Annotated in this window: 30 protein-coding genes; 18 read left to right on the top strand and 12 right to left on the bottom strand. The window is 43.8% G+C overall.

What is annotated here, in order from left to right:
• Nucleotides 1-19: 19 nt before the first annotated feature.
• Nucleotides 20-352 carry a 2Fe-2S iron-sulfur cluster-binding protein gene (locus ABZR88_RS07915; protein ID WP_107830816.1) on the bottom strand — a complete coding sequence of 111 codons (333 nt, stop codon included), beginning with the start codon at nucleotides 350-352 and terminating at the stop codon, nucleotides 20-22.
• A 19-nt stretch (nucleotides 353-371) separates the two neighbouring features.
• Nucleotides 372-1154: a Rossmann-like and DUF2520 domain-containing protein gene (locus tag ABZR88_RS07910; protein ID WP_107830814.1), complete on the bottom strand. Its 783-nt coding sequence runs from the start codon at nucleotides 1152-1154 to the stop codon at nucleotides 372-374.
• An 88-nt stretch (nucleotides 1155-1242) separates the two neighbouring features.
• Here ABZR88_RS07910 and ABZR88_RS07905 point away from each other — a divergent pair, with 88 nt between their 5' ends.
• The 3 genes from ABZR88_RS07905 to ABZR88_RS07895 are packed head-to-tail and all read left to right on the top strand — an operon-like array spanning nucleotide 1243 to nucleotide 3520.
• Entirely contained in the window at nucleotides 1243-2172 is a 930-nt protein-coding gene (locus tag ABZR88_RS07905) for an alpha/beta fold hydrolase (RefSeq protein WP_107830812.1), read from the top strand.
• A gap of 3 nt (nucleotides 2173-2175) precedes the next feature.
• Nucleotides 2176-2844: a hypothetical protein gene (locus tag ABZR88_RS07900; protein ID WP_107830810.1), complete on the top strand. Its 669-nt coding sequence runs from the start codon at nucleotides 2176-2178 to the stop codon at nucleotides 2842-2844.
• A complete protein-coding gene (locus tag ABZR88_RS07895) occupies nucleotides 2837-3520 on the top strand; it encodes a hypothetical protein (RefSeq protein ID WP_107830808.1) in 684 nt (227 codons plus the stop codon). The genes ABZR88_RS07900 and ABZR88_RS07895 overlap by 8 nt, the downstream gene beginning before the upstream one ends.
• 14 nt (nucleotides 3521-3534) lie before the next feature.
• Here ABZR88_RS07895 and ABZR88_RS07890 read toward each other — a convergent pair whose 3' ends face one another.
• The 8 genes from ABZR88_RS07890 to ABZR88_RS07855 all read right to left on the bottom strand — a co-directional run bounded on the left by ABZR88_RS07890 (nucleotide 3535) and on the right by ABZR88_RS07855 (nucleotide 13782).
• Nucleotides 3535-4266: a phytanoyl-CoA dioxygenase family protein gene (locus ABZR88_RS07890; protein WP_369434711.1), complete on the bottom strand. Its 732-nt coding sequence runs from the start codon at nucleotides 4264-4266 to the stop codon at nucleotides 3535-3537.
• 25 nt (nucleotides 4267-4291) lie between these two features.
• Nucleotides 4292-6763, bottom strand: coding sequence for a cytochrome c biogenesis protein CcsA (ccsA, locus tag ABZR88_RS07885; RefSeq protein WP_107830804.1), 2472 nt, complete (start codon nucleotides 6761-6763; stop codon nucleotides 4292-4294).
• A gap of 9 nt (nucleotides 6764-6772) precedes the next feature.
• On the bottom strand, nucleotides 6773-7186 hold the full coding sequence (locus ABZR88_RS07880) for a cytochrome c maturation protein CcmE (protein ID WP_107830802.1): 414 nt from the start codon (nucleotides 7184-7186) through the stop codon (nucleotides 6773-6775).
• Nucleotides 7187-7390: 204 nt separating this feature from the next.
• Nucleotides 7391-9706: an FdhF/YdeP family oxidoreductase gene (locus ABZR88_RS07875; protein WP_107830800.1), complete on the bottom strand. Its 2316-nt coding sequence runs from the start codon at nucleotides 9704-9706 to the stop codon at nucleotides 7391-7393.
• On the bottom strand, nucleotides 9690-10058 hold the full coding sequence (locus ABZR88_RS07870; RefSeq protein WP_107830798.1) for a hypothetical protein: 369 nt from the start codon (nucleotides 10056-10058) through the stop codon (nucleotides 9690-9692). Before ABZR88_RS07870 ends, ABZR88_RS07875 begins: the two co-directional genes overlap by 17 nt.
• Nucleotides 10055-10912, bottom strand: coding sequence for a formate dehydrogenase accessory sulfurtransferase FdhD (gene fdhD / locus ABZR88_RS07865; RefSeq protein ID WP_107830796.1), 858 nt, complete (start codon nucleotides 10910-10912; stop codon nucleotides 10055-10057). The genes ABZR88_RS07870 and fdhD overlap by 4 nt, the downstream gene beginning before the upstream one ends.
• A gap of 327 nt (nucleotides 10913-11239) precedes the next feature.
• Complete coding sequence (locus ABZR88_RS07860; protein WP_107830794.1) at nucleotides 11240-11740, bottom strand: peptidylprolyl isomerase; 501 nt, start codon at nucleotides 11738-11740, stop codon at nucleotides 11240-11242.
• Between the two features lie 14 nt (nucleotides 11741-11754).
• Nucleotides 11755-13782 carry a thioredoxin domain-containing protein gene (locus tag ABZR88_RS07855; protein WP_107830792.1) on the bottom strand — a complete coding sequence of 676 codons (2028 nt, stop codon included), beginning with the start codon at nucleotides 13780-13782 and terminating at the stop codon, nucleotides 11755-11757.
• 106 nt (nucleotides 13783-13888) lie between these two features.
• Here ABZR88_RS07855 and ABZR88_RS07850 point away from each other — a divergent pair, with 106 nt between their 5' ends.
• The 5 genes from ABZR88_RS07850 to ABZR88_RS07830 all read left to right on the top strand — a co-directional run bounded on the left by ABZR88_RS07850 (nucleotide 13889) and on the right by ABZR88_RS07830 (nucleotide 20011).
• The gene (locus tag ABZR88_RS07850) at nucleotides 13889-15853 is read left to right on the top strand and encodes a M1 family metallopeptidase (RefSeq protein WP_107830790.1); all 1965 of its coding nucleotides are present in this window, start codon (nucleotides 13889-13891) and stop codon (nucleotides 15851-15853) included.
• Between the two features lie 102 nt (nucleotides 15854-15955).
• A complete protein-coding gene (locus ABZR88_RS07845; RefSeq protein WP_107830788.1) occupies nucleotides 15956-16606 on the top strand; it encodes a TMEM175 family protein in 651 nt (216 codons plus the stop codon).
• Nucleotides 16607-16713: 107 nt separating this feature from the next.
• A complete protein-coding gene (locus tag ABZR88_RS07840; protein ID WP_107830786.1) occupies nucleotides 16714-19002 on the top strand; it encodes an ATP-dependent helicase in 2289 nt (762 codons plus the stop codon).
• 188 nt (nucleotides 19003-19190) lie between these two features.
• Entirely contained in the window at nucleotides 19191-19556 is a 366-nt protein-coding gene (locus ABZR88_RS07835) for a helix-turn-helix domain-containing protein (protein ID WP_107830784.1), read from the top strand.
• 164 nt (nucleotides 19557-19720) lie between these two features.
• On the top strand, nucleotides 19721-20011 hold the full coding sequence (locus ABZR88_RS07830) for a hypothetical protein (RefSeq protein ID WP_107830782.1): 291 nt from the start codon (nucleotides 19721-19723) through the stop codon (nucleotides 20009-20011).
• On the opposite strand, the gene ABZR88_RS07825 is transcribed toward ABZR88_RS07830, so the two are convergent.
• A complete protein-coding gene (locus ABZR88_RS07825) occupies nucleotides 20006-21451 on the bottom strand; it encodes a hypothetical protein (protein WP_146166600.1) in 1446 nt (481 codons plus the stop codon). The two genes, ABZR88_RS07830 and ABZR88_RS07825, sit on opposite strands and share 6 nt — an antisense overlap.
• Nucleotides 21452-21716: 265 nt before the next feature.
• Between ABZR88_RS07825 and ABZR88_RS07820 the strand changes: the two genes are divergently transcribed.
• The 8 genes from ABZR88_RS07820 (at nucleotide 21717) to ABZR88_RS07785 (ending at nucleotide 23569) form a co-directional block, all read left to right on the top strand.
• Nucleotides 21717-21896, top strand: a complete 180-nt coding sequence (locus tag ABZR88_RS07820) for a hypothetical protein (protein ID WP_107830778.1) — start codon at nucleotides 21717-21719, stop codon at nucleotides 21894-21896.
• 55 nt (nucleotides 21897-21951) lie between these two features.
• Nucleotides 21952-22131: a hypothetical protein gene (locus tag ABZR88_RS07815; protein ID WP_107830776.1), complete on the top strand. Its 180-nt coding sequence runs from the start codon at nucleotides 21952-21954 to the stop codon at nucleotides 22129-22131.
• Between the two features lie 55 nt (nucleotides 22132-22186).
• Nucleotides 22187-22366 carry a hypothetical protein gene (locus ABZR88_RS07810; RefSeq protein WP_107830776.1) on the top strand — a complete coding sequence of 60 codons (180 nt, stop codon included), beginning with the start codon at nucleotides 22187-22189 and terminating at the stop codon, nucleotides 22364-22366.
• 55 nt (nucleotides 22367-22421) lie between these two features.
• The gene (locus ABZR88_RS07805) at nucleotides 22422-22601 is read left to right on the top strand and encodes a hypothetical protein (protein ID WP_107830776.1); all 180 of its coding nucleotides are present in this window, start codon (nucleotides 22422-22424) and stop codon (nucleotides 22599-22601) included.
• Nucleotides 22602-22659: 58 nt separating this feature from the next.
• Complete coding sequence (locus ABZR88_RS07800; protein WP_107830774.1) at nucleotides 22660-22839, top strand: hypothetical protein; 180 nt, start codon at nucleotides 22660-22662, stop codon at nucleotides 22837-22839.
• Between the two features lie 56 nt (nucleotides 22840-22895).
• Entirely contained in the window at nucleotides 22896-23075 is a 180-nt protein-coding gene (locus tag ABZR88_RS07795) for a hypothetical protein (protein WP_107830776.1), read from the top strand.
• 58 nt (nucleotides 23076-23133) lie between these two features.
• On the top strand, nucleotides 23134-23313 hold the full coding sequence (locus ABZR88_RS07790; protein ID WP_107830774.1) for a hypothetical protein: 180 nt from the start codon (nucleotides 23134-23136) through the stop codon (nucleotides 23311-23313).
• Between the two features lie 73 nt (nucleotides 23314-23386).
• A complete protein-coding gene (locus ABZR88_RS07785) occupies nucleotides 23387-23569 on the top strand; it encodes a hypothetical protein (protein WP_107830772.1) in 183 nt (60 codons plus the stop codon).
• Nucleotides 23570-23605: 36 nt separating this feature from the next.
• Here ABZR88_RS07785 and ABZR88_RS07780 read toward each other — a convergent pair whose 3' ends face one another.
• Nucleotides 23606-24523 (bottom strand): GDSL-type esterase/lipase family protein, encoded by a 918-nt coding sequence (locus ABZR88_RS07780; RefSeq protein ID WP_107830770.1) that lies wholly within the window; start codon nucleotides 24521-24523, stop codon nucleotides 23606-23608.
• Between the two features lie 345 nt (nucleotides 24524-24868).
• On the opposite strand from ABZR88_RS07780, the gene ABZR88_RS07775 reads away from it, so the two are divergent.
• Together ABZR88_RS07775 and ABZR88_RS07770 are read left to right on the top strand one after the other, a co-directional pair.
• The gene (locus tag ABZR88_RS07775; RefSeq protein ID WP_107830768.1) at nucleotides 24869-26242 is read left to right on the top strand and encodes a dipeptidase; all 1374 of its coding nucleotides are present in this window, start codon (nucleotides 24869-24871) and stop codon (nucleotides 26240-26242) included.
• Nucleotides 26243-26253: 11 nt separating this feature from the next.
• On the top strand, nucleotides 26254-26703 hold the full coding sequence (locus ABZR88_RS07770) for a hypothetical protein (protein ID WP_107830766.1): 450 nt from the start codon (nucleotides 26254-26256) through the stop codon (nucleotides 26701-26703).
• Nucleotides 26704-26762: the final 59 nt, after the last annotated feature.

The raw sequence follows: 26762 nt of genomic DNA, 5'->3' as shown, positions 1-26762 counted from the left end.
TGTATGTCAGCGGTTATTGTTAATGTCCTAAAAACTGTGATTGATCCGGAACAGTGATCTCTATATCTCCATCAATCAGCACGCACTGGCAACCCAAACGAGAGTTGATGCGCGGGTTAACAGCGCGGTCAATAAAGTCTTCTTCTTTATCTGATATTTCCTGGATGTTGTCCATCCCTTTGTTTACATACACATGGCAGGTACTGCAACCGCAAACACCACCACAGTTATGCTGCAATTCAATACCATTGTCAAGGCAAACATCCAATACAGACTCGCCTTCGGCAACGGGCAGCTCAATGGGCTCTAGCCCTTTTTCCTCAAAGTTTATTTTAACTTTAAAAATATTCATCGTGGCAAAAGTAATAAAATTAGCCGTCTGCCACCTCCCCTTTGTCCATTTTGATAATACCTTGACTCAATAATTCGTACACCTGCTGTAAGTCGTGCTCACCGTCAAGCATTTGCAGGTGTGCATTCATGGTAGTTAGGTCATTTCTTATAGCTGGACCGGTTTGCACATCGGCCGGTAATTGCTCCATAACTTTGGCTGCGGTCTCAGCAATCAGCGGGCGCAGCATATCAAATGGCAATTCACTTTTCTGCAGCAATTGACGGGCCACATCATATAGGTAATTAGGGAAATTACAGGCGAACACCGCCGAGAGATGTAATACCTTACATTGCGCAGAATCAACCCGGTACACGTTGTTACTTATAGTACGCGCCAGTGTTTCCAACTTTTTGGTGATCTTTACATCTGCCCCCTCTAAACATAAGGGCACCTGCCAAAAATCAAGCTCTTTGGTTTTTGAAAACGTTTGCAATGGGTAAAACACACCCGCATTTTCTGTATAGGCCAGCAGCTTTTGCAGGCCAGTGGCGCCAGAGGTATGCACCATCAGTTTTTGATACCGGGCCAGCTCCCAGGCCAGCTCGCCAATCACGTCATCTTTTACCGAGATAACAAACAGATCTGTTTTGGGATTGATCTGCTCCAGACTATCAATCGGTTCGGCCTTAACATGGTAAGCCAGCAGGGCTGCGTTTTGCATGTTACGACTATAAACCTGCACAATATTGTGCCCCGCATTTTTAAATGCAGCCGCAAGATGGGTGGCCACATTACCCGAACCTATAATTGTAATACGCATAATAACAGTATTCAAAGTTCGAATAAATGGTGAATTATTGGCAGTAATATTTATATTTAACTAACCAATAATAAATCATTTCCCCCTAATGAGATTTTTAAAACTTATTGCTATTCCGTTTATTTTTCTGGCGGCAGTAACTATTTTGATTCTGGGCTCGCTGTATCTTTACCGGAACTCAGAAAAAAAAAACCTGACAGATGCCGACCGGAAAGCGGCCGGTGGTAGTTACATCAAATTAAGCGACGGCCTAACCCATTACCAATTGGGTGGCCCAGACACAGGCAAGACCGTAATTTTGTTACATGGCTTTAGTGTACCCTATTACATATGGGACAGCACCTACAACAAACTAACCGCAGCCGGATACCGCGTATTACGTTATGACCTTTACGGCCGCGGCTATTCCGACCGTCCGGACGGCCAGTACGATCAGCGGTTTTACTTTAACCAGCTGATAGAACTAATTAGAAGACTTCACATTAAAACGCCAGTCACACTTGCCGGAGTTTCTTTCGGCGGACGATTGGCCACCGACTTTACCGGGAAATACCCTCAATTTGTTGACAAGGTGATACTGATAGACCCGGCCTATCAACCTATGGAGCCTGATAAGTTTGAATTTATAGCCCGCTACTACGAAAGCATACACCCTAAAGAGCGCATTCAAAGCCAGCTGGCAGATTTTAAATACCCTGAACGTCACCCAGACTGGGCAAAACGATACCATGTACAAATGCAATACAAAGGCTTTGTTAACGCCCTCATTTCAACCATGTACAATTACGAAAGCGACGGAGCCGGCGAAAACAAGCTCCTAAACACCAGACATAAACCCGTATTACTCATTTGGGGGCGCGATGACAAAACAGTTCCCTACAGCTTTAGCGACTCGGTACGGGCCGTGCTCAAAACAGAGTTTTTCCCGGTTGATGATGCAGGTCACCTCCCACAGATTGAACAGGCTGACACCGTAAACAGCAGGATATTGCAGTTTTTGAAGAAAAAGGTAAATTAGGGCATGCCTAAATACCTTGTCTTGCTTTTATTATGTTTTTGTGGTGTAGCTGTTTGTGCGCAGCCGAAGAAGCCAGCTAAAGGTAAGCGATATCGCTATGACGCTTATCCAATGGTTTCCCCTCATGATGATTGCGTATTTAACAGTAAATACACTTTAGGCGAGCGGCTTAAACGCTATCCATTTAATGAGGCAGTTACTATTCTGGCTGTTTCCTATCACAATTTTAATGGAGGGCAACCCAACCAGGAAATACGTGTAGATAGTCTTGGTAAAATCATCCCTACTCCTCAAATAGACACCCTAAAATATGGTCTTTGGATTAAACAAGGGGCTTTAGACGGTACCTCGATAGTTGAGCTAGTCAAACTCAGTAAAGCTCAAATACGCAGTTTAACCAACTTAATTTATAATACCGATTTTCGCGTAAAAGGCAATAATGGTGTGGACCCCGGCTATAACTGTTTTGCTCCAAGAAACGCCTTGTTATTTTTTGATAAAAACGGGAAGATCTTCGATTATATACAGATTTGCTTTGCATGCCAAAATTATGAATCAAAATCTGGCCGTATAAATCTTGGGACTGAGTGCTACCAAAAAATGGATTTAGCAAAGAAATGGTTTATTAACCAGGGGGTACAATTTGGTACAATCAAAAGGGACGATGAATAAGTTGCTGAGTCTATTATTGGGGTTGGTGATTTTCAGCAACACATTACTTGCTCAAACGAAAACAAATAAGGTACCCAAAAAGCCCCATACCATACAATGGCTGGATGCCCGTTATCGATCAAGCTATGACGATTGTACTTACACAAAAAAATATTCACTAGCCCAGCGCCTTAATAAATACCCGTTTAACAAAGCTGTAAAGATTCTTGCGGTCTCCTACCCATTAGTGGTACCACCACATGAAATATGGAAAACAATGGCCGATGGAAGTAAAATATTGGCAAAAGATACGACCAATAGAAAAGAAGGTTTAATAATAGCGCATGACACACTTGATCGATCCACTTTAATAGAAACTAAAGAAATTAACCAAAGTCAGATTAACGGCTTAACAGAACTGATTTATAACACCAACTGGCGAAACCCATCTTTTCCTTACCATGTTGAAGGTCATGGCGGGTGTTACGATCCCAGAAACGCCGTAGTTTTTATCGACAAGGATGGAAAAGTAATTGACTATATTCAAATATGTTTTCATTGCATGGAAAGCCACTCTATGAACGATGACCGACTTTCTATCGGGACGTTGTGCAATCAGAAATATGATCTGATGAAGAAGTGGTTCATCAATCTGGGAATTACCTACGGAACGATTAAGACAGAAAAAGATTTGTAAACAAGCCTCCTACTTTAGCAATTTACCTTCTCCGCCCAGCTTAACCCACCAGCTAATTCAGACCGGCTAAACTCTATATGCAGCACCCTGCGTTGCTGCTGATTAGTAGTGCGGCCCGATGCATGCAGTAACAATGGCGACATCAGCATAATGCCTCCGGCCGGAACATTACAACTTACCTCCTGTTCTGTTGTCCAATCGATGGTTTCGGGGCGATAAATGCCTTTTAGATGTGAACCGGGGATCACTTTCAGCGCACCGTTCTGCTCATCCGTATCGTCTAAATGAATACGGACGGTAAAATTATCCTGAAGTATAGCAAGTGGAGGCTGCACAGCAAATTGCTCGTGCTTTACCGTCCAGGGGCCGTAACCGGGGAGGTTGCTCTTTTTATCTACAGAAATGGTTAGATCCTGGTGATAGGCCACAAACCAATTAGACGCCCCGGGCTTATCGAAATAAATGGATTTTACAATGAAGTATTCGTCACTAAAGCGGTCATGAATAACGCGTTTTAATCGATCATTAAAGACAACCGGCAGCAATTCAGGAAATTGTTTCAGGAATTGACGTATGGCGAACAGATCCTCACTACGCCTGAATAAAGGATTGTCCTGCCTGCTAAACTCTTGCAGTTTAGCAATCATCAATTGCACTTCTTTAAACGTAAAAACGCCGGATATTACTTCATAGCCGACGTTTTTATAATTTTTAATAGAGGATATATTCAAAATTAATCCTGTCAATCTTTTAAATCCTTAAAATCCTGGTTCAAGACTTCTTCATCTCCTTATTCCTTCTAAAGATAGACAGCAGGAAACCAATCACCATGATGATGGTGCCCGACCAAAAGAAGTTGATATAAGGGAAGCTGATGGCGCGCATTACAATGTATTGCTTTTTGCTTTCAGGCTGTTGATACACGCTGATTTCGGCGCGGGCATCCTGGCCTTTTACCAGCAGCTTGGTTAAACGTACTTTCAAGCCAATATCTTCTACCTTGCGTGCAAAGTCAAAACCGTTACCATTTTTGATCATGAATACCGGCTCGGTAGTGTAAGTTTTGCCGTGCGACACGATTTCCAATTGAGCACCTACCGCTACATCGTTGCCAGACAGGGCGATGTTTTGTACGTGCGCCTGGCTATTCAAAGCTTTCAGTACCATATAACCTTCGCGGAAGCGGATCGTATCACCCACGGCAGTCTGATGTACTACCGGTGGATCATAGTTTTTGTCATCGTCAGCCTCACTACCGTGACCAGCGTCGCCTGCGGTACCGTTCAGCTCATCGTCATATTTAATTGGCGCCATGCTCACGTGTGTGTACAAATCGTGCAGCAGGTAGTGTTTAGTATCAGGCGATGACACTAAACCCATCTTGCGGTTGGCCTGCGAGTTTGGTTTCAGCACAAACTCTTCGGTTACTTTACCACTGGCATCGCGCTTCTTGTAATCAACTTTAAAATAGTGATTTGGTAAGGCTATAGAATCACCAACGTAGGTTACTTCGTAGCCACCCATTTTTACCGGCTCGTTTTTGTAGAGCATAATATTCTCGGCCGGGTTATTGGCTTTGGCAAACTCGGCACTGTACTGCTCACCGCTGGTATTTTGCGATACCACTTTGCTGGTACCGGCAGAAATCAGGGCACCAACCAGCAACAAGGCAAAACCAATGTGCGCCACAGCAGATCCGGCCAGTTTGTACTTGCCTTTAAAGGCATCGCCTAAAACCTTGCCGTTAGCTACCAGCGCATAAACCGCGCCAATCATTACCAGCCAGAAAATAAATTTCAGCTTATAGATACCGGTTATGTAAACCAGCACCGCGCTAAGCAGTACCGCGAACACCAGGTAAACCAAAGCGGTGATAAAGAATTTACCAGTATCGGTCTTTTTATATTTCAGGAACTGGGTGAAGCCGATGAATAAGGTAATCACCACAGCAAAAGCACCTTGCAGGGTATTGTAAAGAGTTACCTTATCTTCTACCGGGGCAATGTTTGTACCAAACATTTTATTCCACACCGGGATGGAGGTATAGGCCACCAGTTGCAAACAAGACAAGCCCAGGAATACCGCGCCCACAAACATCCAGAACTCGCGCGAGTAGGTTTCTTCCTCTTTTTTGCTAATCGGCAGTTCTTTCCAGCGCACGATGATCATCACCACCATCAGCGCAAAGAACACACCTACATCTATCACCAGGTGCCAGAACATACCCAAATCTGTAAAGGCATGTACAGATGTTTCGCCCAAAATACCGCTACGGGTTAGGAACGATGCATACAACACCAGCACAAAGCTGATAAGCGTAAGCAACAAAGCCGTAAAGTAAGCATGACCAGAGTTTTTGTAAACGATCATGACGTGAACGGCACCAATCAGTGTCAGCCACGGAATCAGCGAAGCATTCTCCACAGGGTCCCAAGCCCAATAACCGCCAAAGTTGAGCGACTCATAAGCCCAGAACGAACCCATAATGATACCGGTACCCAGCACCATTACCGCAAACAGCGCATATGAGATTGCAGGCTGAACCCACTCTTTATAACGTTTTTTCCAAAGACCGGCAATACCATAAGCAAAAGGCACTACCATGCTGGCAAAACCCAAAAACAAGGTTGGCGGGTGAATAACCATCCAATAGTTTTGCAGCAGCGGATTAAGGCCGTTACCGTCTTTAATGTAATCCATGTAGTTAGGGCGACTGAAAATTGGGCCCTCAATGGCATCGCGCAGCAAAATAAATGGAGAGCTACCAATACGTACATTGAAGATGTTTACCCCCAACAGCATCGAAGCAATCAAAGCTTGCGACAGGGAGATGACCGCCATTACCGGGCGCTCCCATGATCCGGCTTTCCAGATCAGGATATTACCCAGTACCGCTTGCCAGAAGGTCCACAGCCAGAAGCTGCCCTCTTGTCCTTCCCAATAGCTGGAAATGATATAATACACAGGCAACGAACGTGATGAGTGCGCCCATGCGTAGTGATACTCAAATAAGCCTTTGTAAATAATATAGAACAAGCAAACACCTATGCCTACAACAGACAAGGTGTTTAACCAGTAGCCCAAACGGCCCATGCGCAACCACGTTTTATCGAGCTTGTTAGCATCGGTTGCCGCGAAATAATAACAGATGGCAGAAAATAAGGCACCGCCAAACGCCAGGACTATAAAAAATTGCCCAAGATGGCCGGGCAGCAGGTGTTCGCCTTTAAAAGCTGTATTCATTAAGAAGGTTTATATGCTGGCTTGCTGGGTTGATTTAACTTCGGTTTCTTCTAGTTTATCCTGGGTATATTTAGATGGACATTTCATCAAAATTTTTGATGCCAGAAACTCGCTACCCTTCATTTTGCCGGTAAGTACAATTTGCTCGGAACGTTCAAAATCCTGCGGTTTGGTGCCAATGAAAACTACTTTACACTCTTTACCCGCTTTATCTTTCATATAAAAAGAAAAGTAGTTGGCATCTTTAGTAGCATCATAATACAAAGGTTTCTCTTTGCTTAAATGACCAACCACCTGCAATGATGTCTGACTTTTTTGCGCTTCGGCAAAATTACCGTAAGTGCTTGTATTTGTGTAAGTACTGATAACAACTGCTATGGCGATGGCAATTACCACTAAACCAATGATCGAACTTTTCTTCATTATCGTGTCCCGCTTTTGATTTGCGGTTACAAAGGTACAAAACGTTAGCCTAATAATGATTATTACAAAGGGGATGTCTTATTTAGAATCATTCTAAGCAAAATCATCATCATGTCATTCCGAACGGACAAGCGGAGGCCTTGTGGAGTAGCGTGAGGAGGAATCTTAGCCCCCATCCATTCCATCATACTTAAACGTCGTATTTCATGCCCGATGCTTCCTGATCTTAATAACCACCAACTTGCTTGTAGGCGTATTACTTTGCTCGGCCACGCTATCTATTGGTATTAGTACATTGGCTTCTGGATAATAAGTTGCCGTATCGCGTTCCGGGATATTGTAAGCAACTATTCTGAACATATGCGCAACCCGCTCTATGCCATTAAAATAATTGAACAGGTCTACCTCGTCGCCATCTTTTAGCCCGGCGCGGGCTATATCAACAGGGTTCATAAAAATAACACGACGACCATTATGGATTCCCCGATAACGGTCTTCATTACCGTAAATGGTAGTGTTAAACTGATCATGGCTGCGGATGGTGGTCATCCTATATTCATCGTCAGCAAGCGCATGAGATGGCACTGGAGATACGGTGAAGATAGCTTTATTGTGATGAGCCTTGTTGTCAAATCTGCCTTCACGCGGTGCATTTGGCAGGTAGAAGCCACCATGCTCCCGGATGCGTTTGTTATAATCCTTAAAGCCAGGAATCACTTTTTCTATCGCATCGCGTACATGATCGTAGTTTGATGCATACTTATCCCAATCAACAACAGAGCGGCTACCCAGCGTGGCCTTAGCCAGCTCGCAAACAATAACGGTTTCGCTTTTCAGGTTGTCAGATATCGGGTCTAACACACCTTTTGATAATTGCAATACGCCCATTGAGTTTTCGCAACTTACAATCTGCTCCATGCCGCCAGAAACATCTTTATCACTTCTGGATAGCGTTGGCAGTATCAGCGCCTCCTCTCCATGTACTAAATGACTGCGATTCAATTTGGTAGATACCTGTACCGAAAGTTTCAATTTACGTAAAGCATCAGCGGTGTAAACGGTATCCGGCGTAGCCGAAAGGAAGTTCCCTCCCATCCCGAAGAAAACTTTCAATTTGCCCTCATGCATGGCTTTTATCGATTCAACCACATCCAAACCTTTGCCGCGTGGTGGCTCAAAGCCAAACACTTCTTTCAGCTTATCCAATTGCTCGGGTTTGGGTTTGTCCCAGATCAGCATGGTACGATTGCCCTGCACATTGCTATGGCCGCGTACCGGACAAAGCCCTGCGCCTGGCTTGCCAATGCTCCCTTTCAACAAAGTGAGATTGACAATCTCTTTAACCGTAGCCACGCCATTTACATGCTGCGTAACCCCCATGGCCCAACAGATGATGATGCGCTTTTTATGCTTAATCATATCTACCGCCTGTTGCACATCATCCAGTGCTACACCAGCATCTTTGGCCAGATCGGCAGCGTTATAATGGTGCAGGCTATTGATAAAATCCAGATAGCCGCTGGTCTTTTTCTGAATAAACTGATGATCGAATACCGTTCCCGGATTTTCCAACTCGGCCTCATAAAGCAATAATTCCATGGCTTTCAGCAATGCCATATCACCGTTAATGCGCACCTGCAGATACAGATCTGCCAGTTGGGTGCTCATGCCAAATATGCCTTTTACTGTCTGTGGATTTTTAAAGGCCAGCAAGCCTGCTTCGCGCAAGGGGTTGATGGCGATAATCTTGCTGCCGTTTTTCTTGGCTTTCTCTAAAGCAGAAAGCATCCTCGGGTGATTGGTACCCGGATTTTGCCCTATGATAATAATGACATCGGTATCGTAAAAATCATTAAGCGTTACGGTGCCTTTCCCAATACCAATGGCATCGGCCAGGCCAACGCTGGTTGACTCATGGCACATGTTTGAGCAGTCGGGCATGTTATTGGTGCCATACTCGCGCACAAATAACTGATAAAGAAAAGAGGCCTCGTTACTGGTGCGGCCAGAGGTATAAAACGCAGCTTCATCCGGCGATTTTAGATCATTAAGATGCCGGGCAATCAGCTTAAAAGCGTCATCCCAGCTGATAGGTTGATAATGCGTACCACCTTTAGGCAGATAAACAGGCTCTGCCAGGCGACCCTTCTTACCCATTTCCAGGTCATCCATCTGCGAAAGCTCGTAGACAGAGTGTTTGGCAAAAAAATTGGCAGTTAGCTTCTTATTGGTAGCCTCCCAAGCCAGGGCTTTGGCCCCGTTCTCGCAGTACTCGGCAATGGGCGACCGGTCATCATCCGGATCGGGCCAGGCACAACTGGAGCAATCAAAGCCTCCCTTTTGATTCATGTGCAGCAGGGCTTTCATGCCACGCGCCGGGCTTTCTTCTTCCAGCACGTCTTTAAAAGCAGCCCATACAGCGGTTACTCCCGCGGCCCATTCTTTGGGTTCGGTAACTTTTATGTTTTCATGTATCTCGGGGTTTTGTGCCTCAGGTACCTCGTCAATCTTCGTCTTCATGTCGATGTACAGCTAATGGGTTGGGGTAATTATCGCTCTGATCTTCAGCTACATTATCCAGGCACTGAAAATCTTTCTCTACATATATAGCCAGCCGGTTTTCTTCATTGGCAAAACCAACACGTTCGGTGGCTGTCCATTCGTCGGCCATCGTGCGGGGCATGTATACGGTGATGGTATCATCTTTAAATTCGGTATAAAGGTCTTCCCCGCCGGTTAACTTCAACACGTAGGACAGCACCCGGGTATCAAAATGTGTTTCCTCCCTGATCAGCCCCTCCACCGCGAAGCGTTCCACTTCGGTCCGGGTTAAACGATAGCGGATAGAATCTCCTTTAATGCGAATTTTCATAACTCAGGCGCTCTTAAAATACGGTGCGATGAGGTATAGATATTAAATCTGCGTCCACGCAGAAAACCAGCCAGCGTAATGCCAAATGAGCGGGCAGTCTCTACCGCCAAAGTTGACGGCGCCCCTACCGACGCGATGATACGGATACCCGCCATAGCCGCTTTTTGAATCAGCTCAAAACTTGCGCGACCGCTCAATAACAACACCTGACTTTGCAACGGCAACCAAACTTTTTGCAAAGCGGCACCAATCAGCTTATCCAGTGCGTTGTGCCGGCCCACGTCCTCGCGTACCAGTAAAAACTCGCCATCGGTTGAGAATAAAGCAGATGCGTGCAGCCCGCCGGTATGATCGAACAGATCCTGGTGCTTACGCAGGATGACCGGCAGCGTATATAAAACATCAGCTTTAATCTGACCCTGGCCTTCTACCGCGGCATAATTATTAACGGTACGAATAGCATTGATAGATGATTTACCACAAACCCCACAGCTGGAGGTGGTATAAAAATTACGATCGGCATTGCCAAGTTTCGGCTCTACACCCTCGCGCAATGAGATCAGGATGGTATTCTCCTTATCCTCATCACAGGAAATCTGCAACGGCTCGGCTAATACAATGTCTTCAACATTGTTTACTATACCTTCCGTGAAGAGGAAACCCGTTGCAAGTTCCACATCGTTCCCGGGCGTACGCATGGTTACAGAAATATTCTTAACACGGCGATTGTCCTTATCACCGTATTCCAGCCTGATTTCAAGAGGTTCTTCGGCTGCTAATTCGTCAAAAGTTACCTCGCTCTCTGAGCCGTTAACTTTTATGATTTCTAATTCGTCAATTGAGATGGTCGGCATAATATAGGTAACATTAGCCGGGTAGAATTGTTTAGATTTTTAGCGCTGATTGGGGGAGAAAAATAGCATCGATAATGATAGTGTAATCAGGCCGGATACAATCCTTAAAATACCGCTTTGCGGTCTTCCTGCAGTCGCTCGGCTCCAGCCGAGTGACGACTATCCTGCGGCCTCCGGCCGCAGTCTATAAACTATAATAGCTCAACTATATTTTGCATCGCTCCTGCCAGAGGCCGCAGGATAGTCGTCACTCGCCAAGACGCGAGCGACTGCATATTGATTGTAAACAAAAAACCCTCTCGTTTTCGGAGAGGGCTTTTTTATTTATTAATGGTGGTGATGACCATCCGGACCGTGCGCATGGCCATGATCCAGTTCTTCCGGAGTGGCAGGGCGTACATTCAGGATAGTGCCTTTAAAGTGCAGATCCTGACCAGCCATTGGGTGGTTAAGGTCAACAATTACAGCATCCTCAACTACAGAAACTACCTGGCCCTGGAAACGGTTGCCATGGTTATCTTGCAGTGGCAGGATGTTACCTACTTCTGGCATCTCCTGACCTTCAAACATTTCTTTTGGCAGACTGGCTACAGCTTCAGGATCATGCTGACCGTAAGCATCTTCTGCAGTAAGTTTAAAATCATAAGTATCGCCGGTGCCTACGCCATCAAGGTTTTCTTCAAACTTTGGCAACATCTGGCCCGCGCCGAACAAAAAAGTTAATGGCTGTTCTTCGGTGGTACGCTCTACCAATTCTTCAACGCCCTCCTGGTTAGTAACGTAGAGATCATAGGTAAGTGATACCACGTGTTCTGCTTGTATTTTCATTTAAATGGATTTACTTATTGATTATTCTTGATTTCAAATTGTTTTAAGGCTTCGGCCACACTATTGGCCGGCAAGCCACAGGTGCGGTCTTTACAAACAAAGATGCGCGGCTCTGCGCCTACCCTGCCTTGCAGCAAAGGTAAACTTTCCGTGTTACCGCCAAGTATAATTTTATTAGGAATATAATTTTCTTCCAACTGACGGCGCGTGGCCGATACGTCATTACCCGTAATGGCCACCTCATAAATACCAAACACTTCTTCCAGCATCAAATTAGCCCAGTTAGCGTAAGACGAACCATATTTAGGTATCATATCGGCCACGTTGCGCAACAGTTGCGCCGAGATACCGGCATAACGCTCATCATCATAAAACAGGCCTAATTTTTTTAAGTTACGTGCCATTACCGAGCCAGATGCCGAAATCACGCCGTCCATAATCTCAGCTTTACGGGCAATTAGTGCTTCATCGCCGGCGGCGGTATAATAGAACAAGCCTTTGGCCTCCTCGTGGAAGTCACTAATGGCGGTTTCGGCAAGTGATTTGGCCAGATTGAGCCAGATTATATCAAAGGTTACCTCGTAAAGACTAATAAAACCGTCTATCACGTTTGCGTAATCGTCTAAAAAAGCAACCGTTTCTGCGGGCTCGCCTTCTGTTATCTTTTTATGGGTGCGAATAAGCTTATTGTCCTTCGTAACAAGTTCTGATTTAATAAACTCGGCGTTCTTCAACGCCAGTTCTAAATAAGCAGGTTTATCAAAAGCACGGTAAGCATCTGTTAAACCGCGCAGCATCAGGCCATTCCACGAGGCCAGAATTTTATAATCAAGCCCCGGGCGGATCCGTTTGGCGCGGGCTTCAAATATTTTTTGTTTGCCACGATGCACGGCTTCCAGCAGTCCCTCTTTATGGATGCCCAACTGTTTTGCCAGCTCTTCATCGGTCTGCGCTCTAAAAAACACGTTGGTTTCTTCCTCGTGCCAGTTACCGTCGGCGGTAGCATTATAATAGATGCTGAACAGCATGGAGTCCTCATCTAAAATATCATCTATTTCTTCTTTGGTGAAGCTGTAGAATTTACCTTCTACTCCTTCGCTATCAGCATCCAGTGCAGAGTAAAACCCAAACTCAGGCGAGGTTAGTTCGCGCTGTACAAAGGCAATGGTTTCATCAACCACATCAGCATATAGTTGATTGGGTTGCCAGGTATAAGCCTCGGCATACAGGCTTATCAATTGGGCATTATCATACAGCATTTTTTCAAAATGTGGAATATGCCAGCGATTATCTACCGAATAACGGGCAAAGCCGCCACCAATATGATCATAAATGCCACCATACGCCATTTTTTGCAGAGTGAGTTCGGTCATCACTGCAACGGCCTCGTCCTTCATCAAATGAGCATAACGCAGCAGAAACTGCCAGTTATTAGGCATCGGGAATTTAGGCTGATTGCCTACGCCGCCCTCAACCCTGTCAAAATAACCTTCCCAGTTTTTGACAACGGCAACCAGATCGGCCTGGTTATACTCCTTTGGTTCGGCTACAAAACTGATAGACTCATATTGCTTAATACCATCAGTCAGTCGCTCGGCATACTGCTCGGCTTCGTCTGGCTTATTCTTGTAAAAATCGGCCAGGTTAAAAAGCAAGCTGACCCAGTCATTCTTGCGAAAATAGGTCCCTCCGTAAATTGGTCGCTGATCTGGCAGACAAATACAGTTGAGCGGCCAGCCACCACGGCCGGTCATCAGTTGCACAGCGCTCATATAGATCTGATCAATGTCCGGGCGTTCTTCGCGGTCAACTTTGATACAAACAAAATATTCGTTCATTACGGCGGCAACGCTGGTGTCTTCAAAACTTTCATGTTCCATAACATGGCACCAGTGGCAAGCAGAGTAACCTATACTTACCAGTATCAGCTTATTTTCTGTTTTTGCTTTTTGTAACGCTTCGGGGCCCCACGGGTACCAGTCTACCGGATTATTGGCGTGCTGCAACAAGTATGGGGATGAGGAATTGGCTAATCGATTCATATGTTTTTCGGTAGATGTTATACATTGCTCCTAATAAGAGCTATAACGTGGTTTCTGTTTTTCTGAAAAAAAATTAACTAATTTGGCGGCCACTAACTAAACAAACATGGATATATACAAATTAACCAAACTATTGGGTGGTTGTTTATTGCTATTGCTGGCAACAAATATACAAGCTCAATCCACATCTGCCGACTCATCCAAATACGATCATCAAGATATCTTCGGCCCTGTTACCTGGCCCATTACCGGCTCTGAAGTACGCTCGGCCAACGGTGCTCCAGGTTCTAAATATTGGCAAAACCGCGCTGATTACGAAATTCATGCAACCCTTAATGAACTGGCTAAAGATACTACCATCAGCGGCGAGGTGATTGTTAGTTATACCAACAACAGTCCAGACCAACTCGATTACCTCTGGATGCAGCTGGATCAAAATCTTTTTAAGCCAGATTCGCGCGGTGCTGCTACCACCCCCGTTACCGGCGACCGGTTCGACGTAAAGGGCTTTAGCAGAGGCGGCTACCACATCCACAGCGTAAGCGTTACTTATAAAGGCCAAACGTATAACGTTGAGCCCGTAATTACCGACGCCCGCATGCAAGTGCGCTTAAAAACACCAATGGGCGCAAAAGGCGATAAGATACAAGTAAAAATAAACTACGATTTCTCTATCCCTTTTTATGGCGCCGACCGGATGGGCCGCAAAAAGTTTAAACAAGGTTACGTTTATGAGATTGCACAATGGTATCCCCGCATGTGCGTTTATGACGATATTGAAGGTTGGAACACACTGCCTTACATGGGCTTAGGCGAGTTTTATTGCGATTACGGCGATTACGATTATACCATTACCGCACCCGCCAATATGATTGTAGTGGGCTCTGGCGATTTACTGAACGGCGATCAAACCCTTACCGCCACCCAGCAAAGCCGTCTGGCACAGGCCCGCACCAGCGATAAAACGGTGATGATTGTAAAGCCCGAAGAGGTTGGCAAAACAGCCACTCGCCCGGGCAAAGGCACATTGAACTGGCACTTCAAAATGCAAAACAGCCGCGATGTGGCCTGGGCTGCCTCAACTGCATTTATTTGGGATGCGGCTAAGGTTGAACTGCCATCGGGCCGTAAAGCTATAGCGATGTCGGCTTACCCGGTTGAAAGCTCGGGTAACGACCGTTGGAGCCGCTCTACCGAGTATCTGAAAAACTCTATTGAAATTTACTCTAAAGAATATTTTGAATATCCATGGACATCGGCCGTAAACGTGTCTGGCGTGGCATTGGGTATGGAGTATCCGGGTATTATTTTCTGTTTGAGCGATATGCAGAATGCCCGCTTGTGGAACGATGTAACGCATGAGATTGGCCACAACTGGTTCCCGATGATTGTTGGTTCAAACGAACGTAAATACATGTGGCAGGACGAAGGCTTTAATACTTTCATCAATCAGTACTCTACCAAAATGTTTAATCATGGCGAGTATGATGACAGCACTGAACGCGCAGCACCTGGACTGGCCAAATCAATGCAACGTATGCATGATCCGTTAATGACAGCGCCCGAAAGCATGAACCTGAACGATTACGGTTTTTATTATACTAAAACCAACTTAGGTTTAAATATGCTGCGCAATGTAGTGCTGGGCCCAAAGCGTTTTGATTATGCTTTTAACGAGTACATTAAACACTGGGCGCTGAAACACCCTACGCCTTATGACTTTTTCCGCTCTATGAATGATGCCGCCGGCGAAGACCTGAACTGGTTTTTCAAACCGTGGTTCTTTACCACCTGGAGGCTGGATCAGGCAGTAGAATCGGTAACGTTTGAACAAGGAAAAGGCTCGTTGATTACGCTGGTTAACAAAGAAAAGATGGCCATGCCGGTTGATATGAAAATAACTACAGCTAATGGCAAAACAGAACTGATGCACCTGCCGGTAAACATCTGGCAACGCGGCGGCACCTGGACACTACGCTATCCATCAAACTCAGAGATCACCTCCATTGAACTTGACCCGGATAAGCAACTGCCGGACGAAGATCGTGTTAATAATAGTTGGAGGAAGTAGGCTTCAACTCCTATCCCACTTGTCATTCAACGGGAAAAGTAACAGGCGTTATAAATTCAAAGGCCGGAATTAAATTCCGGCCTTTTTTTATTTTTACGGTGAATGTCAACCAAAGAAAAAAATTTAGAGCTCGAACGCCTTGTTTTCTTTAGCGATGCTATTGTGGCTATAGCTATCACCATCCTGGTGTTTGGTGTCAAACTAGATATCCCGGCGGGCAACGCGCTTACCTATCACGACTTACTGCGGGCCTGGCCCAGTTTCCTGGCATTCTTTTTATCGTTCTTTATCATCGCCCTGTTCTGGATGATCCATCATCGGTTCTTCTGCCATATACGCGACATTAATGAGGTTTTGCTCTGGAATAACATAGCCTGGCTGCTGTTTGTAGCGTTGTTGCCATTCAGCACCACACTTATTGCCATGCATTTCCAAAACAAGCCAGCTATGGTGGTTTACTGCGGCAATGTTTTTATGATTACAATTTTCCAAAACAACATTTGGGATTATGCATCCAAAAATGGTCGCTTCCTAAAGACCGATGTTGATGAACGGATTATCTTATTCTACCGCCGCTCTTGCAATGTGGCCATGATCAATTCAGTTATCTCATTGGTGTTAGCTTTCTTTTTTCCATTAGCAGCTTTTATTAACCTGGTAGCCAGAATTCCATCGGTGGTATTGGCCAGGCGAATTTTTAAGCTGATGAAGTTGAGGGAAGTTAAGGAAAGAAAGCTATCCAACCAGCGTTGAGTCATTTTCTTAACAACCTCCCCAATGTTAATAACCTTTCGTCTCTATCCTTTTTGCTTTTACCTCAAATGCCGTAATTTCGTCCACTTAGAAAAGAGGAGAAGATTTTGGACTACCTACAGGGACTAAACCCCGAACAGAAAGCTGCAGTAACACAATTAAAAGGCCCGGTAATGATTATAGCCGGTGCAGGATCTGGTAAAACGCGTGTAATTACCTATCGCGTGGCGCACCTGGTGCGTAGCGGCGTTGATTCATTTAATATCCTGGTGTTAACGTTTACCAACAAGGCCGCCAAAGAAATGCGCGAGCGTATTACCCATGTAGTGGGTGGCGAGGCCAAAAATATCTGGATGGGTACCTTCCACTCGGTGTTTGCCAAAATTCTGCGTGTAGAGGCCGACAAACTGGGCTATCCCAACAACTTCACTATTTACGATACCGACGACAGCAAGAGCGTTCTGCGTGCCATTCTCAAAGAAATGGCGCTGGACGAAAAGCTATATAGTGCCAACTTTGTTTATAACCGCATCTCCGCAGCCAAGAACAACCTGATTGGCTGGCAGGAATATCAGCAGAACGAACAGATTCAGGCTGATGACTTTTCAAGCGGTCGCGGGCATTTGGGTAAAATCTATGAAACCTATGCCGTGCGTTGCTTTAAAGCAGGTGCAATGGATTTTGACGACTTGCTTTTCAAAACCAATGAGTTGCTTAAACGCTACCCTGACGTACTGAACAAATACCAGCAGAAGTTTAAATACATCATGGTGGATGAGTATCAAGATACCAACTTCTCTCAATACCTGATTGTCAAAAAACTGGCTGCCGTTACAGAAAATATTTGTGTGGTGGGTGATGATGCCCAGAGTATCTACGCCTTCCGTGGAGCCAACATCCAGAACATTCTTAATTTTGAGAAAGATTATCCGGATGTAAAGGTCTTCAAACTGGAGCAGAACTATCGTTCTACCCAAAACATCGTTAACATTGCCAATAGCATTATTGCCAACAACAAAGAACAGCTGAAGAAAAACGTTTTCAGCGAGAATGAGCAAGGCGATAAAATAAAAGTAATGCGCGCCTTTAGCGATAACGAAGAAGGCAAGCAGGTGGCAGAAGCCATTATGTATGAGCGTACCAGCAAGGGCTTGAAGTGGAATGATTTTGCCATTCTGTACCGAACCAACGCGCAATCGCGCGCGATGGAGGAAGCCCTGCGCAAACTGAACACGCCATATAAAATCTACGGTGGCCTCTCCTTCTATCAGCGTAAAGAGATTAAAGACTTGATTGCCTATTTCCGCCTCACTTTCAACCCGAATGATGAGGTATCGATGAAACGTGTGATTAATTATCCGCGCCGCGGCATTGGCGATACTACCGTAGATAAGATCATCGTTTCGGCCGATCAGCATAACATTACCCAATGGGAGGTGATCAGTAATCCGCAAATGTATCTGGACGGACGCAGCTCGGCTTCAGTTTACGGCTTTGCCACCATGATTCAAAGCTTTCAAGTCATCACCAAAAATCAATCAGCTTATGATGCCGCTTTGCATATTGCGCAGCACTCTGGTGTGTTGAAAGACCTGTATGAGGATAAATCTGTAGAAGGATTGAACCGTTACGAGAACATACAGGAGTTACTAAACGGTATCAAAGAATTCTCTGAGCGTGAAGACATCGAGGAAAAAGGCCTGGATATTTTCATGCAGGATGTAGCCCTGCTAACCAACGACGATAACGATAAAGACCCCAACGCCGATACCGTATCGCTCATGACCATCCATTCCTCTAAAGGATTGGAGTTCCCTAATGTACATGTAGTAGGCTTGGAAGAAAACCTGTTCCCGTCGCAAATGTCGCTTAACTCACGTAGCGATCTGGAAGAAGAACGCCGCCTGTTTTACGTGGCAGTTACAAGGGCAAAAACCAAGTTAACCATCAGTTATGCCACATCTCGCTTTAAATTTGGCACGCTGATTAACTGTGAGCCCAGTCGTTTTCTGGATGAAATTGATGCACGTTACCTGGAGTTAGATTACTCTGCGCGCCCGCAAGGCGGCTCATCGTCATCAGCATTTTCAGACGAGCGCCAGGCCTGGAGCACCCGCGGCAGCGATGCTTTTTCAAAGCCAAAGGCAGCAACACCATCGGCACCGCCAAAAACAACCTCTATATTAGCTAAGGCGCACGTACCTACGCCAGGTTTTGCCCCTTCTGATACCGCTGGCTTACAAACCGGGATGGAAGTAGAGCATGAACGCTTTGGTTTTGGCAAGGTAATTAGCCTGGAAGGCAACAAGCCCGATATTAAAGCCACCATCTTTTTTAAAGAGATTGGACAGAAACAACTGCTGCTCAAATTTGCTAAATTGCGTATTGTCAATTAATTTTTCCCCGAAATACTACCAGGATGTCAGCTTAAGTATTATATTTGATATATAAACCGGGAATTAATTTCCCCGCTTTCTACACTGCCCATTGATTAAGTACCCGTGCTGTTGGTTAAAATCCCCTTTTTAGCTAGTGGCACAACGTTTGGATAGGGTTAATAACCACAATTTAAATTATTGATACAATGAGCAGTGTAAAAACCCAATCAAACAGAGCGGTTGGCAAAAGCATCCGTGCAGTGCGCCACCAATATGGCTGGAGCCAGGAAGATGTAGCCGGCAAACTGGGTATTTCTATTCCAGCATTTTCTAAAATTGAAACCGGCATTACCGACATTAACTTATCGCGCCTGCAGCAGGTGGCAGATATTTTCAATTTGAGCCTTGTGCAGCTACTTACCTTTGAGGAGGGCCAGGACGAATATCAATCTGTACATCTTAACGATGCCCAACGCAAGCTAAATGATTGTGAAAGCCAGATTGTAGAGCTACAACGCAAGGTAATTGGCTTATATGAGGAATTACGTGGCAAATCGCGCGTAGCTGTTTAATAAAAGCTACAGATTTACGCTACAACAAATTAACCAGTACTAAATCTTTAGTACTAATAGTAAATTAATACTCCCAAACCGTATAAAACCTAGCATTTAATCGTTATAAAATAGTAATGGTGCAATAATTGTATTCTTTACCTTACAAAAACTGGAGGGAAAACATGCAGCCTAACTATTTTATATCAATTGGAGGTAACGGCAACGCTAATCATGGAACCATACATGATCCGCGCACTAAACTTAAAGTTAGGGTTATTGATCTTGTCAAATCTAAATTCAGCCCTAAAAAGGGAGAGGTACGATATTTTGTAACCACTGGTAAACAGAAGCTTGCTTTTGAAACCAGTGGTTACAAAAGTCATAAAAACCTGCTGATATTACAGATGATAGCCATGTATTGTGTGTATCTGGGCTTGTTGGAAGCCCGCATACAATCCTGCTGGCCTCTATAAATTGTCAGACGATACCGTGGTGCGGCCCGGATCATGCAGCATATCGCTCATATCGATGATCTTCTCATCAATTTCTGACACGCATTTATCCATCATGGCAATACATTCATTTTTGTCAACCAGGCCTTCTTTTTCAAGGTTCATGAGGCCTTTCAGCGTAGCTATCGGGCCGCGTATCTGGTGCGATAAATAAGACGAGTATTCGGATAGTTTTTTGTTCTTGGTTTGCAGATCCTTGGTGCGTTCATCAATAATTTCCTCCAGGTGATGATTAATGCGGTCCAGATCATCTTTTTGTTTTGAAACCTCAGCATTAAGCTCGGTTAAGCGATTGTTGGTTTCGGCCTTACGTTTTACGTTGGCTACCAGCAAAATAATTACTATAATGAGCAGTACAGCAGCAGTGGTGGCCCCCCAAAACAGGTAACGCGTATTTTTCTGCCGCTCCATAATAACCTGATTTTGAGCAAGCTGAACATCCTGTGTGTGTTTTTTCTCCAGCAGATCAATACGCGCAGAAACAGCGTTCATGTGATCAAGACTGTCCTGATGATAGATGCTGGTAAGGTAATACAGCGCTTTATCAAAATTCTTTCTTTTAAACTCCAATTCGTAGTTAGTGTACTGAAAATCAAAGTTTATCTTTTTGTTCTGCGAGTAAGAGGTTCCCTCTCCAATATATTTCTCAGCCTGATCAAATTGATTAGCAGAAATAAACAACGATGCTAAAGAAAGGTCAATACCGGCAATAGAAGAGCTCATTTCCAGCTTAAGTGCACTATCATGAGCCTGCATCAACAAATCTTTAGCAGTATCAAACTTTTTAAGTTTAAAATATGCCACGCCAGTGTTTTGCTCTGCAATAACCAGATTGGCCTCATCGCCCAGTTTTTCAAAAGTAACGCGGGCTTTGTCCAACAAAAACAAGGCATTATAGTACATCCCCTTACGCAGGTAAACACTGCCTTCATTTAAATAGATAGACGCCTGCAAACTGGCCTGATTTAAATTAGAAACCAGATTGTCTGCCTTTTTAAAATATTTTAAAGCGGTTTCATTGTCGTTATCGCGATACAAATTGCCAATGTTATTGTAAACCTTTGCCTCGCCAGTTTTGTTGTTGCTCTGCTGATATTGCGAGAGCGCATTCAGATAATAGTCAAAAGCCTTAACCTGATCATATTGATAACTGTAACCAATGCCTATTGTACGATAAGACTCTGCTATGCCCGTAACATAGCCCATTTTTTTTGCTAAATTAAGAGCCCTTGTGGCTATTTCTATGGTTTGATCTGCGTCAGTTTGTCTTAACTTAAATGCTTGCGCATTAAGCTTATTAACCTGCATCGTATCCTGTTGGGTAACATTTTGAAAACCAAAAGCGTAGAACGGGGTAACAGCTACCAGGAAAATAAAACAAATGGAGTAAATAATCTTCATTAACAGGGTTGAAAGATACTGTGAGCCACCAAATATAAATCTAACAATATTGATTGAATTAAGCGTATACGTAAAAAAACAAAAAAAGATATAAATATTTTTTTTCAACATTTTTTTTTAAATAAAAAAACATTTATACATTTGCATAAGTTCTTTAGATAAACGCTACAACAGTTTATAAAACAATAACTTATGTAGATTATATCAAGGGGATTTACATGTGTTTCAAAAGGGATTTTAACTTATATTTTATAAAGGAATTATTATGAAAAAGCTATTCATTTTGGCTGTTATCGCCTTATCATCCGCTGCATTTACTGCTTGTACCAAAGAAAACGTTGCTCCTACTAACAAAGCTACCATCCTTGCTGAAAAAGGCGACTTAGGTACTGCTGACGAAAAAGGTGACTTAGGTACTGCTGACGGTAACCCAAACCTTAACTAATCAATACCCGCAATAAATAACAAGACTTACAACACATACATAAATAAGACACGTCATGAAAAAATTATTATATATCGCCATCCTGGCTTTCGGTTCTGCAGCTTTCACCGCTTGTACTAAAGAAAACGTTGCTCCTACTAACAAAGCTACTGTACTTGCCGCTAAAGGTGATTTAGGTACTGCTGACGAAAAAGGTGACTTAGGTACTGCTGACGGTAACCCAAACCTTAACTAATCAATACCCGCAATAAATAACAAGACTTACAACACACACATAAATAAGACACGTCATGAAAAAATTATTATATATCGCCATCCTGGCTTTCGGTTCTGCAGCTTTCACCGCTTGTACTAAAGAAAACGTTGCTCCTACTAACAAAGCTACTGTACTTGCCGCTAAAGGTGATTTAGGTACTGCTGACGAAAAAGGTGACTTAGGTACTGCTGACGGTAACCCAAACCTTAACTAATCAATACCCGCAATAAATAACAAGACTTACAACACACACATAAATAAGACACGTCATGAAAAAATTATTATATATCGCCATCCTGGCTTTCGGTTCTGCAGCTTTCACCGCTTGTACTAAAGAAAACGTTGCTCCTACTAACAAAGCTACTGTACTTGCCGCTAAAGGTGATTTAGGTACTGCTGACGAAAAAGGTGACTTAGGTACTGCTGATGGTAACCCAAACCTTAACTAATCAATACCCGCAATAAATAACTAACAAGAGTTTACAACACACATAAATAAGACACGTCATGAAAAAGTTAATATATATCGCCATCCTTGCTTTCGGTTCTGCAGCTTTCACCGCTTGTACCAAAGAAAACGTTGCTCCTACTAACAAAGCTACTGTACTTGCCGCTAAAGGTGATTTAGGTACTGCTGACGAAAAAGGTGACTTAGGTACTGCTGATGGTAACCCGAATCTTAACTAATCAATACCCACAATAAATAACAAGAGTTTACAACACACATATAAATAAGACACGTCATGAAAAAATTATTATATATCGCCATCCTGGCTTTCGGTTCTGCAGCTTTCACCGCTTGTACTAAAGAAAACGTTGCTCCTACTAACAAAGCTACTGTACTTGCCGCTAAAGGTGATTTAGGTACTGCTGACGAAAAAGGTGACTTAGGTACTGCTGACGGTAACCCGAACCTTAACTAATCACAATACCCGCAATAAATAACAAGAGTTTACACCACACATATAAATAAGACACGTCATGAAAAAGTTAATATATATCGCCATCCTGGCTTTCGGTTCTGCAGCTTTCACCGCTTGTACAAAAGAAAACGTTGCTCCTACTAACAAAGCTACTGTACTTGCCGCTAAAGGTGATTTAGGTACTGCTGATGAAAAAGGTGACTTAGGTACTGCTGACGGTAACCCAAACCTGAACTAATCTATACCCGCAATAAATAAACCGTAAAAGGTCAATTAACCAGATACTAATAACAACACTAATACAAAATCACATGAAAAAGTTAGTCGTAATTTTAGGCATCATCTTAACTTCAGGCATTGCAACGTTCGCTTTATCAGGCAGCAAAACAGAAGTAACCGATAACACTCAGGTTAAAGCAGACAGAATTATTTTGGAGAAAAGCCAGGCACAAAACGGCGCCAGTCTTCATAGCGATATTGCAACTGCCGACTAATAAAAGAGAAAGAAAGTTTAGGCAAGCAGGTAGGCCTTATTTTACCACCAGCATTTTTTTACTAAACTGCTGACCGCCAACCCGCAAAACATACACATATACACCGGCCTTAAGGTTGGTTAAATTAGCCTGAACTTCATGATAACCGGCTCCCTGGTATTCATCTGCTAACTGCATTACCTGAGCGCCTAACATACTATAAAGCTTCATCTGCACATGGCTGGCTTGCGATAAACTGTAACCAATACGTGTTTTGCCATCTGCCGATACTGGATTAGGATAATTTTGATTAACGCCAACAACCAGGAGTTTATCCTCAATAGCTCTGTTTATTGCGTCAAACCAAACAAAGCTAACTAATCTAAAACCTTGCTCATTGGGGTGCACAAGATCCTGATAAAGCGCAAAATTTCTACCCAACGCCAAATTAATATCGGCCAGGTAAATATGATACTCCAGGGCCAAACGCTTATAAAGCGAATTAATTTGTTTCACCCACAAATTGCAATCGCGAAAAAACTGACTATCCTTATCGTTATAAAACTGTATGGTACCCAAAATAGGTATCAAATTGTGCTTCATTCCCTCCTCAATATAGTACCGCATATTACGTTCGGTCTCACTGAGCTTCATTTTCTTATTTACAATTGCCTGGGCATCATTAGCGCCCATCAATATCAATAAAAAACCGGTACGGCCTTGTATTGCAGCCGGAAAACGAACTAAGCCCTGCGTAGTGGTTTCGCCTGGAACACCATTATTTGTTACTGTTACAGTTTTACCTGTATAGCAATTCTCTATATTCTGCTGTAAAAATCCTTCAAAAGAAAAGCCACCTATACCGGCTACAGTGCTGGCGCCAAAGGCAGTTACGTTGATACTATCTTTACTGTAAAACTTAGACGCAGCGCTACATGAAGGCGTTTGAGCCCAGGAAGTCAGGCAGATAACCATGAGGAGACATGAACAAAAAACTACCCGCAGACAATTTTTATAAAGCTTTTCCAACGTCTAAATCAAGAGTGAGTGAACAAATATACAATTTACCACACAGTTAAAACGCCTTAGCTAATTCATTTACAATAAAATGGCATCTGTGTTTACACATCAGGTACAAATTCAGTACCAATTGACTCAAAATTATTCCATGTTCCCGTAAGTGTCTGATTAATTAAAAATTAAGGCGCTTAAAAATGTTTTTAGTAACATACTGGGACGGAAAACCTGCGAATAGAGGAAAAATATCCACAATCTATATTCCCCAAAACAATCGTTTATATTTGCTACAAACTCAAAGTTATGGACCATATTAAGCAATTTATAGATGCCAATAAGCAGCGTTTGCTCGATGAGCTTTTTGAACTGCTACGTTTCCCATCGGTAAGCGCCGACCCGAAATATAAAGACGATGTACTCAACACCGCCCAATACGTGGCCAAAAAACTACGCGAATGCGGTGCCGATAATGTAGAGGTTTGTCCAACTGCAGGTTATCCAATAGTTTATGGCGAAAAGTTGATCGATCCGGCAAAACCTACCGTTTTGGTTTACGGTCACTATGATGTACAACCGCCAGATCCGCTGGAACTGTGGCACACCCCTCCTTTTGAACCAACTGTTCGCGATGGCAAAATTTTTGCCCGCGGCGCCTGCGATGATAAAGGTCAGTTCTATATGCACGTAAAAGCTTTTGAACTGATGATGCAGACCGACACCCTGCCCTGCAACATTAAATTTATGATTGAAGGCGAGGAAGAAGTAGGCTCAAACAACCTGGGCATTTTTGTAAAAGCCAATAAAGAACGGCTGAAAGCTGATGTAGTGCTGATTTCAGACACATCGATGATCAGCATGGAAACACCATCGTTGGAGACCGGTTTACGTGGCCTGTCATACATTGAAGTTGAAGTAACCGGTCCTAACCGCGATCTGCACTCTGGCGTATATGGCGGTGCGGTGGCTAACCCTGCTACTATCCTGGCCAAGATGATTGCATCGTTACATGATGAAAACAATCATATTGCCATCCCGGGCTTTTATGATGATGTAATTAACCTGACTGATGCTGAACGCAAAGCCATTAACCAGGCACCCTATAACGAGCAGGAATACAAAGACGACCTTGGCGTAAACGAACTTTGGGGCGAAAAAGGCTACAGCACCATTGAGCGTACCGGCACCCGCCCTACCCTTGAAGTAAACGGCATTTGGGGTGGTTACATCGGCGAAGGAGCCAAAACCGTGTTGCCGTCAAAAGCCAATGCCAAGATCTCTATGCGCTTGGTGCCTAACCAAAGTTCTGATAAGATTACCGAGCTGTTTACCAAACATTTTGAAAGCATTGCCCCACCATATATTAAAGTAAAAATAACCCCGCACCACGGCGGCGAACCGGTGGTAACGCCAACCGACAGTGTAGCTTTCCGCGCAGCCGAGAAAGCTATTACGGAGTCCTTCGGCAAGGCACCTATCCCAACCCGTGGTGGTGGCAGCATCCCTATTGTTGCATTATTTGAAGCCGAACTGGGCATTAAAACCGTACTGATGGGCTTTGGTTTGGATAGCGATAATCTGCACTCACCAAATGAGAAGTACGATATTTTCAATTACTATAAAGGCATTGAAACCCTGCCCCTGTTCCACAAGTATTTCGCGGAACTGAGCGCAAAGTAAATCATTGAAACATGCTGCGACTTTGGTATTCGGTTGAAGATTCATTTCTTTCCTCGTCATACACCAAAGACGAGCTTATTGATGATATTTATGCTGTATTAAACGAATGGGGCTACCAGGTTACCGAAGAAACGGACAACCAGGTAGCCTTTGTTCGTGATGAAGATATTTCAAATACACGAACACCATCTAACGGCAATCGCAACTATCTGTTTTTTACCCACAAAGGAAAAATCAGTTTCGACGCTAAAGAACAGAAAATTATTTTAAAGTTAACTTATGCCGTGGAGTATTGGGCTGAAATTGCTTTTGTTTTATTTGCAGGAATTACTGCTTTTGTAAGCCGGGATATATCTTCTCTTGCGTTTTTCGGTCTATTTCCTTTGCCTGTCTGCATCTATCGTCATTACGCTATCCGCAAAAAATGCAAAGAGATACTTAAGGACATCATAAGCATCTAATAACCAACCTATATCGATCCTCACCTACAAAACAACCAATCTAAAGATTAATTAAATTA

This window comes from Mucilaginibacter yixingensis (assembly GCF_041080815.1).
In the GTDB taxonomy this organism is placed as follows: domain Bacteria; phylum Bacteroidota; class Bacteroidia; order Sphingobacteriales; family Sphingobacteriaceae; genus Mucilaginibacter; species Mucilaginibacter yixingensis.
Note: the sequence above shows the minus strand (reverse complement) of the source record. Positions and strands in the feature narration are given on the sequence as shown.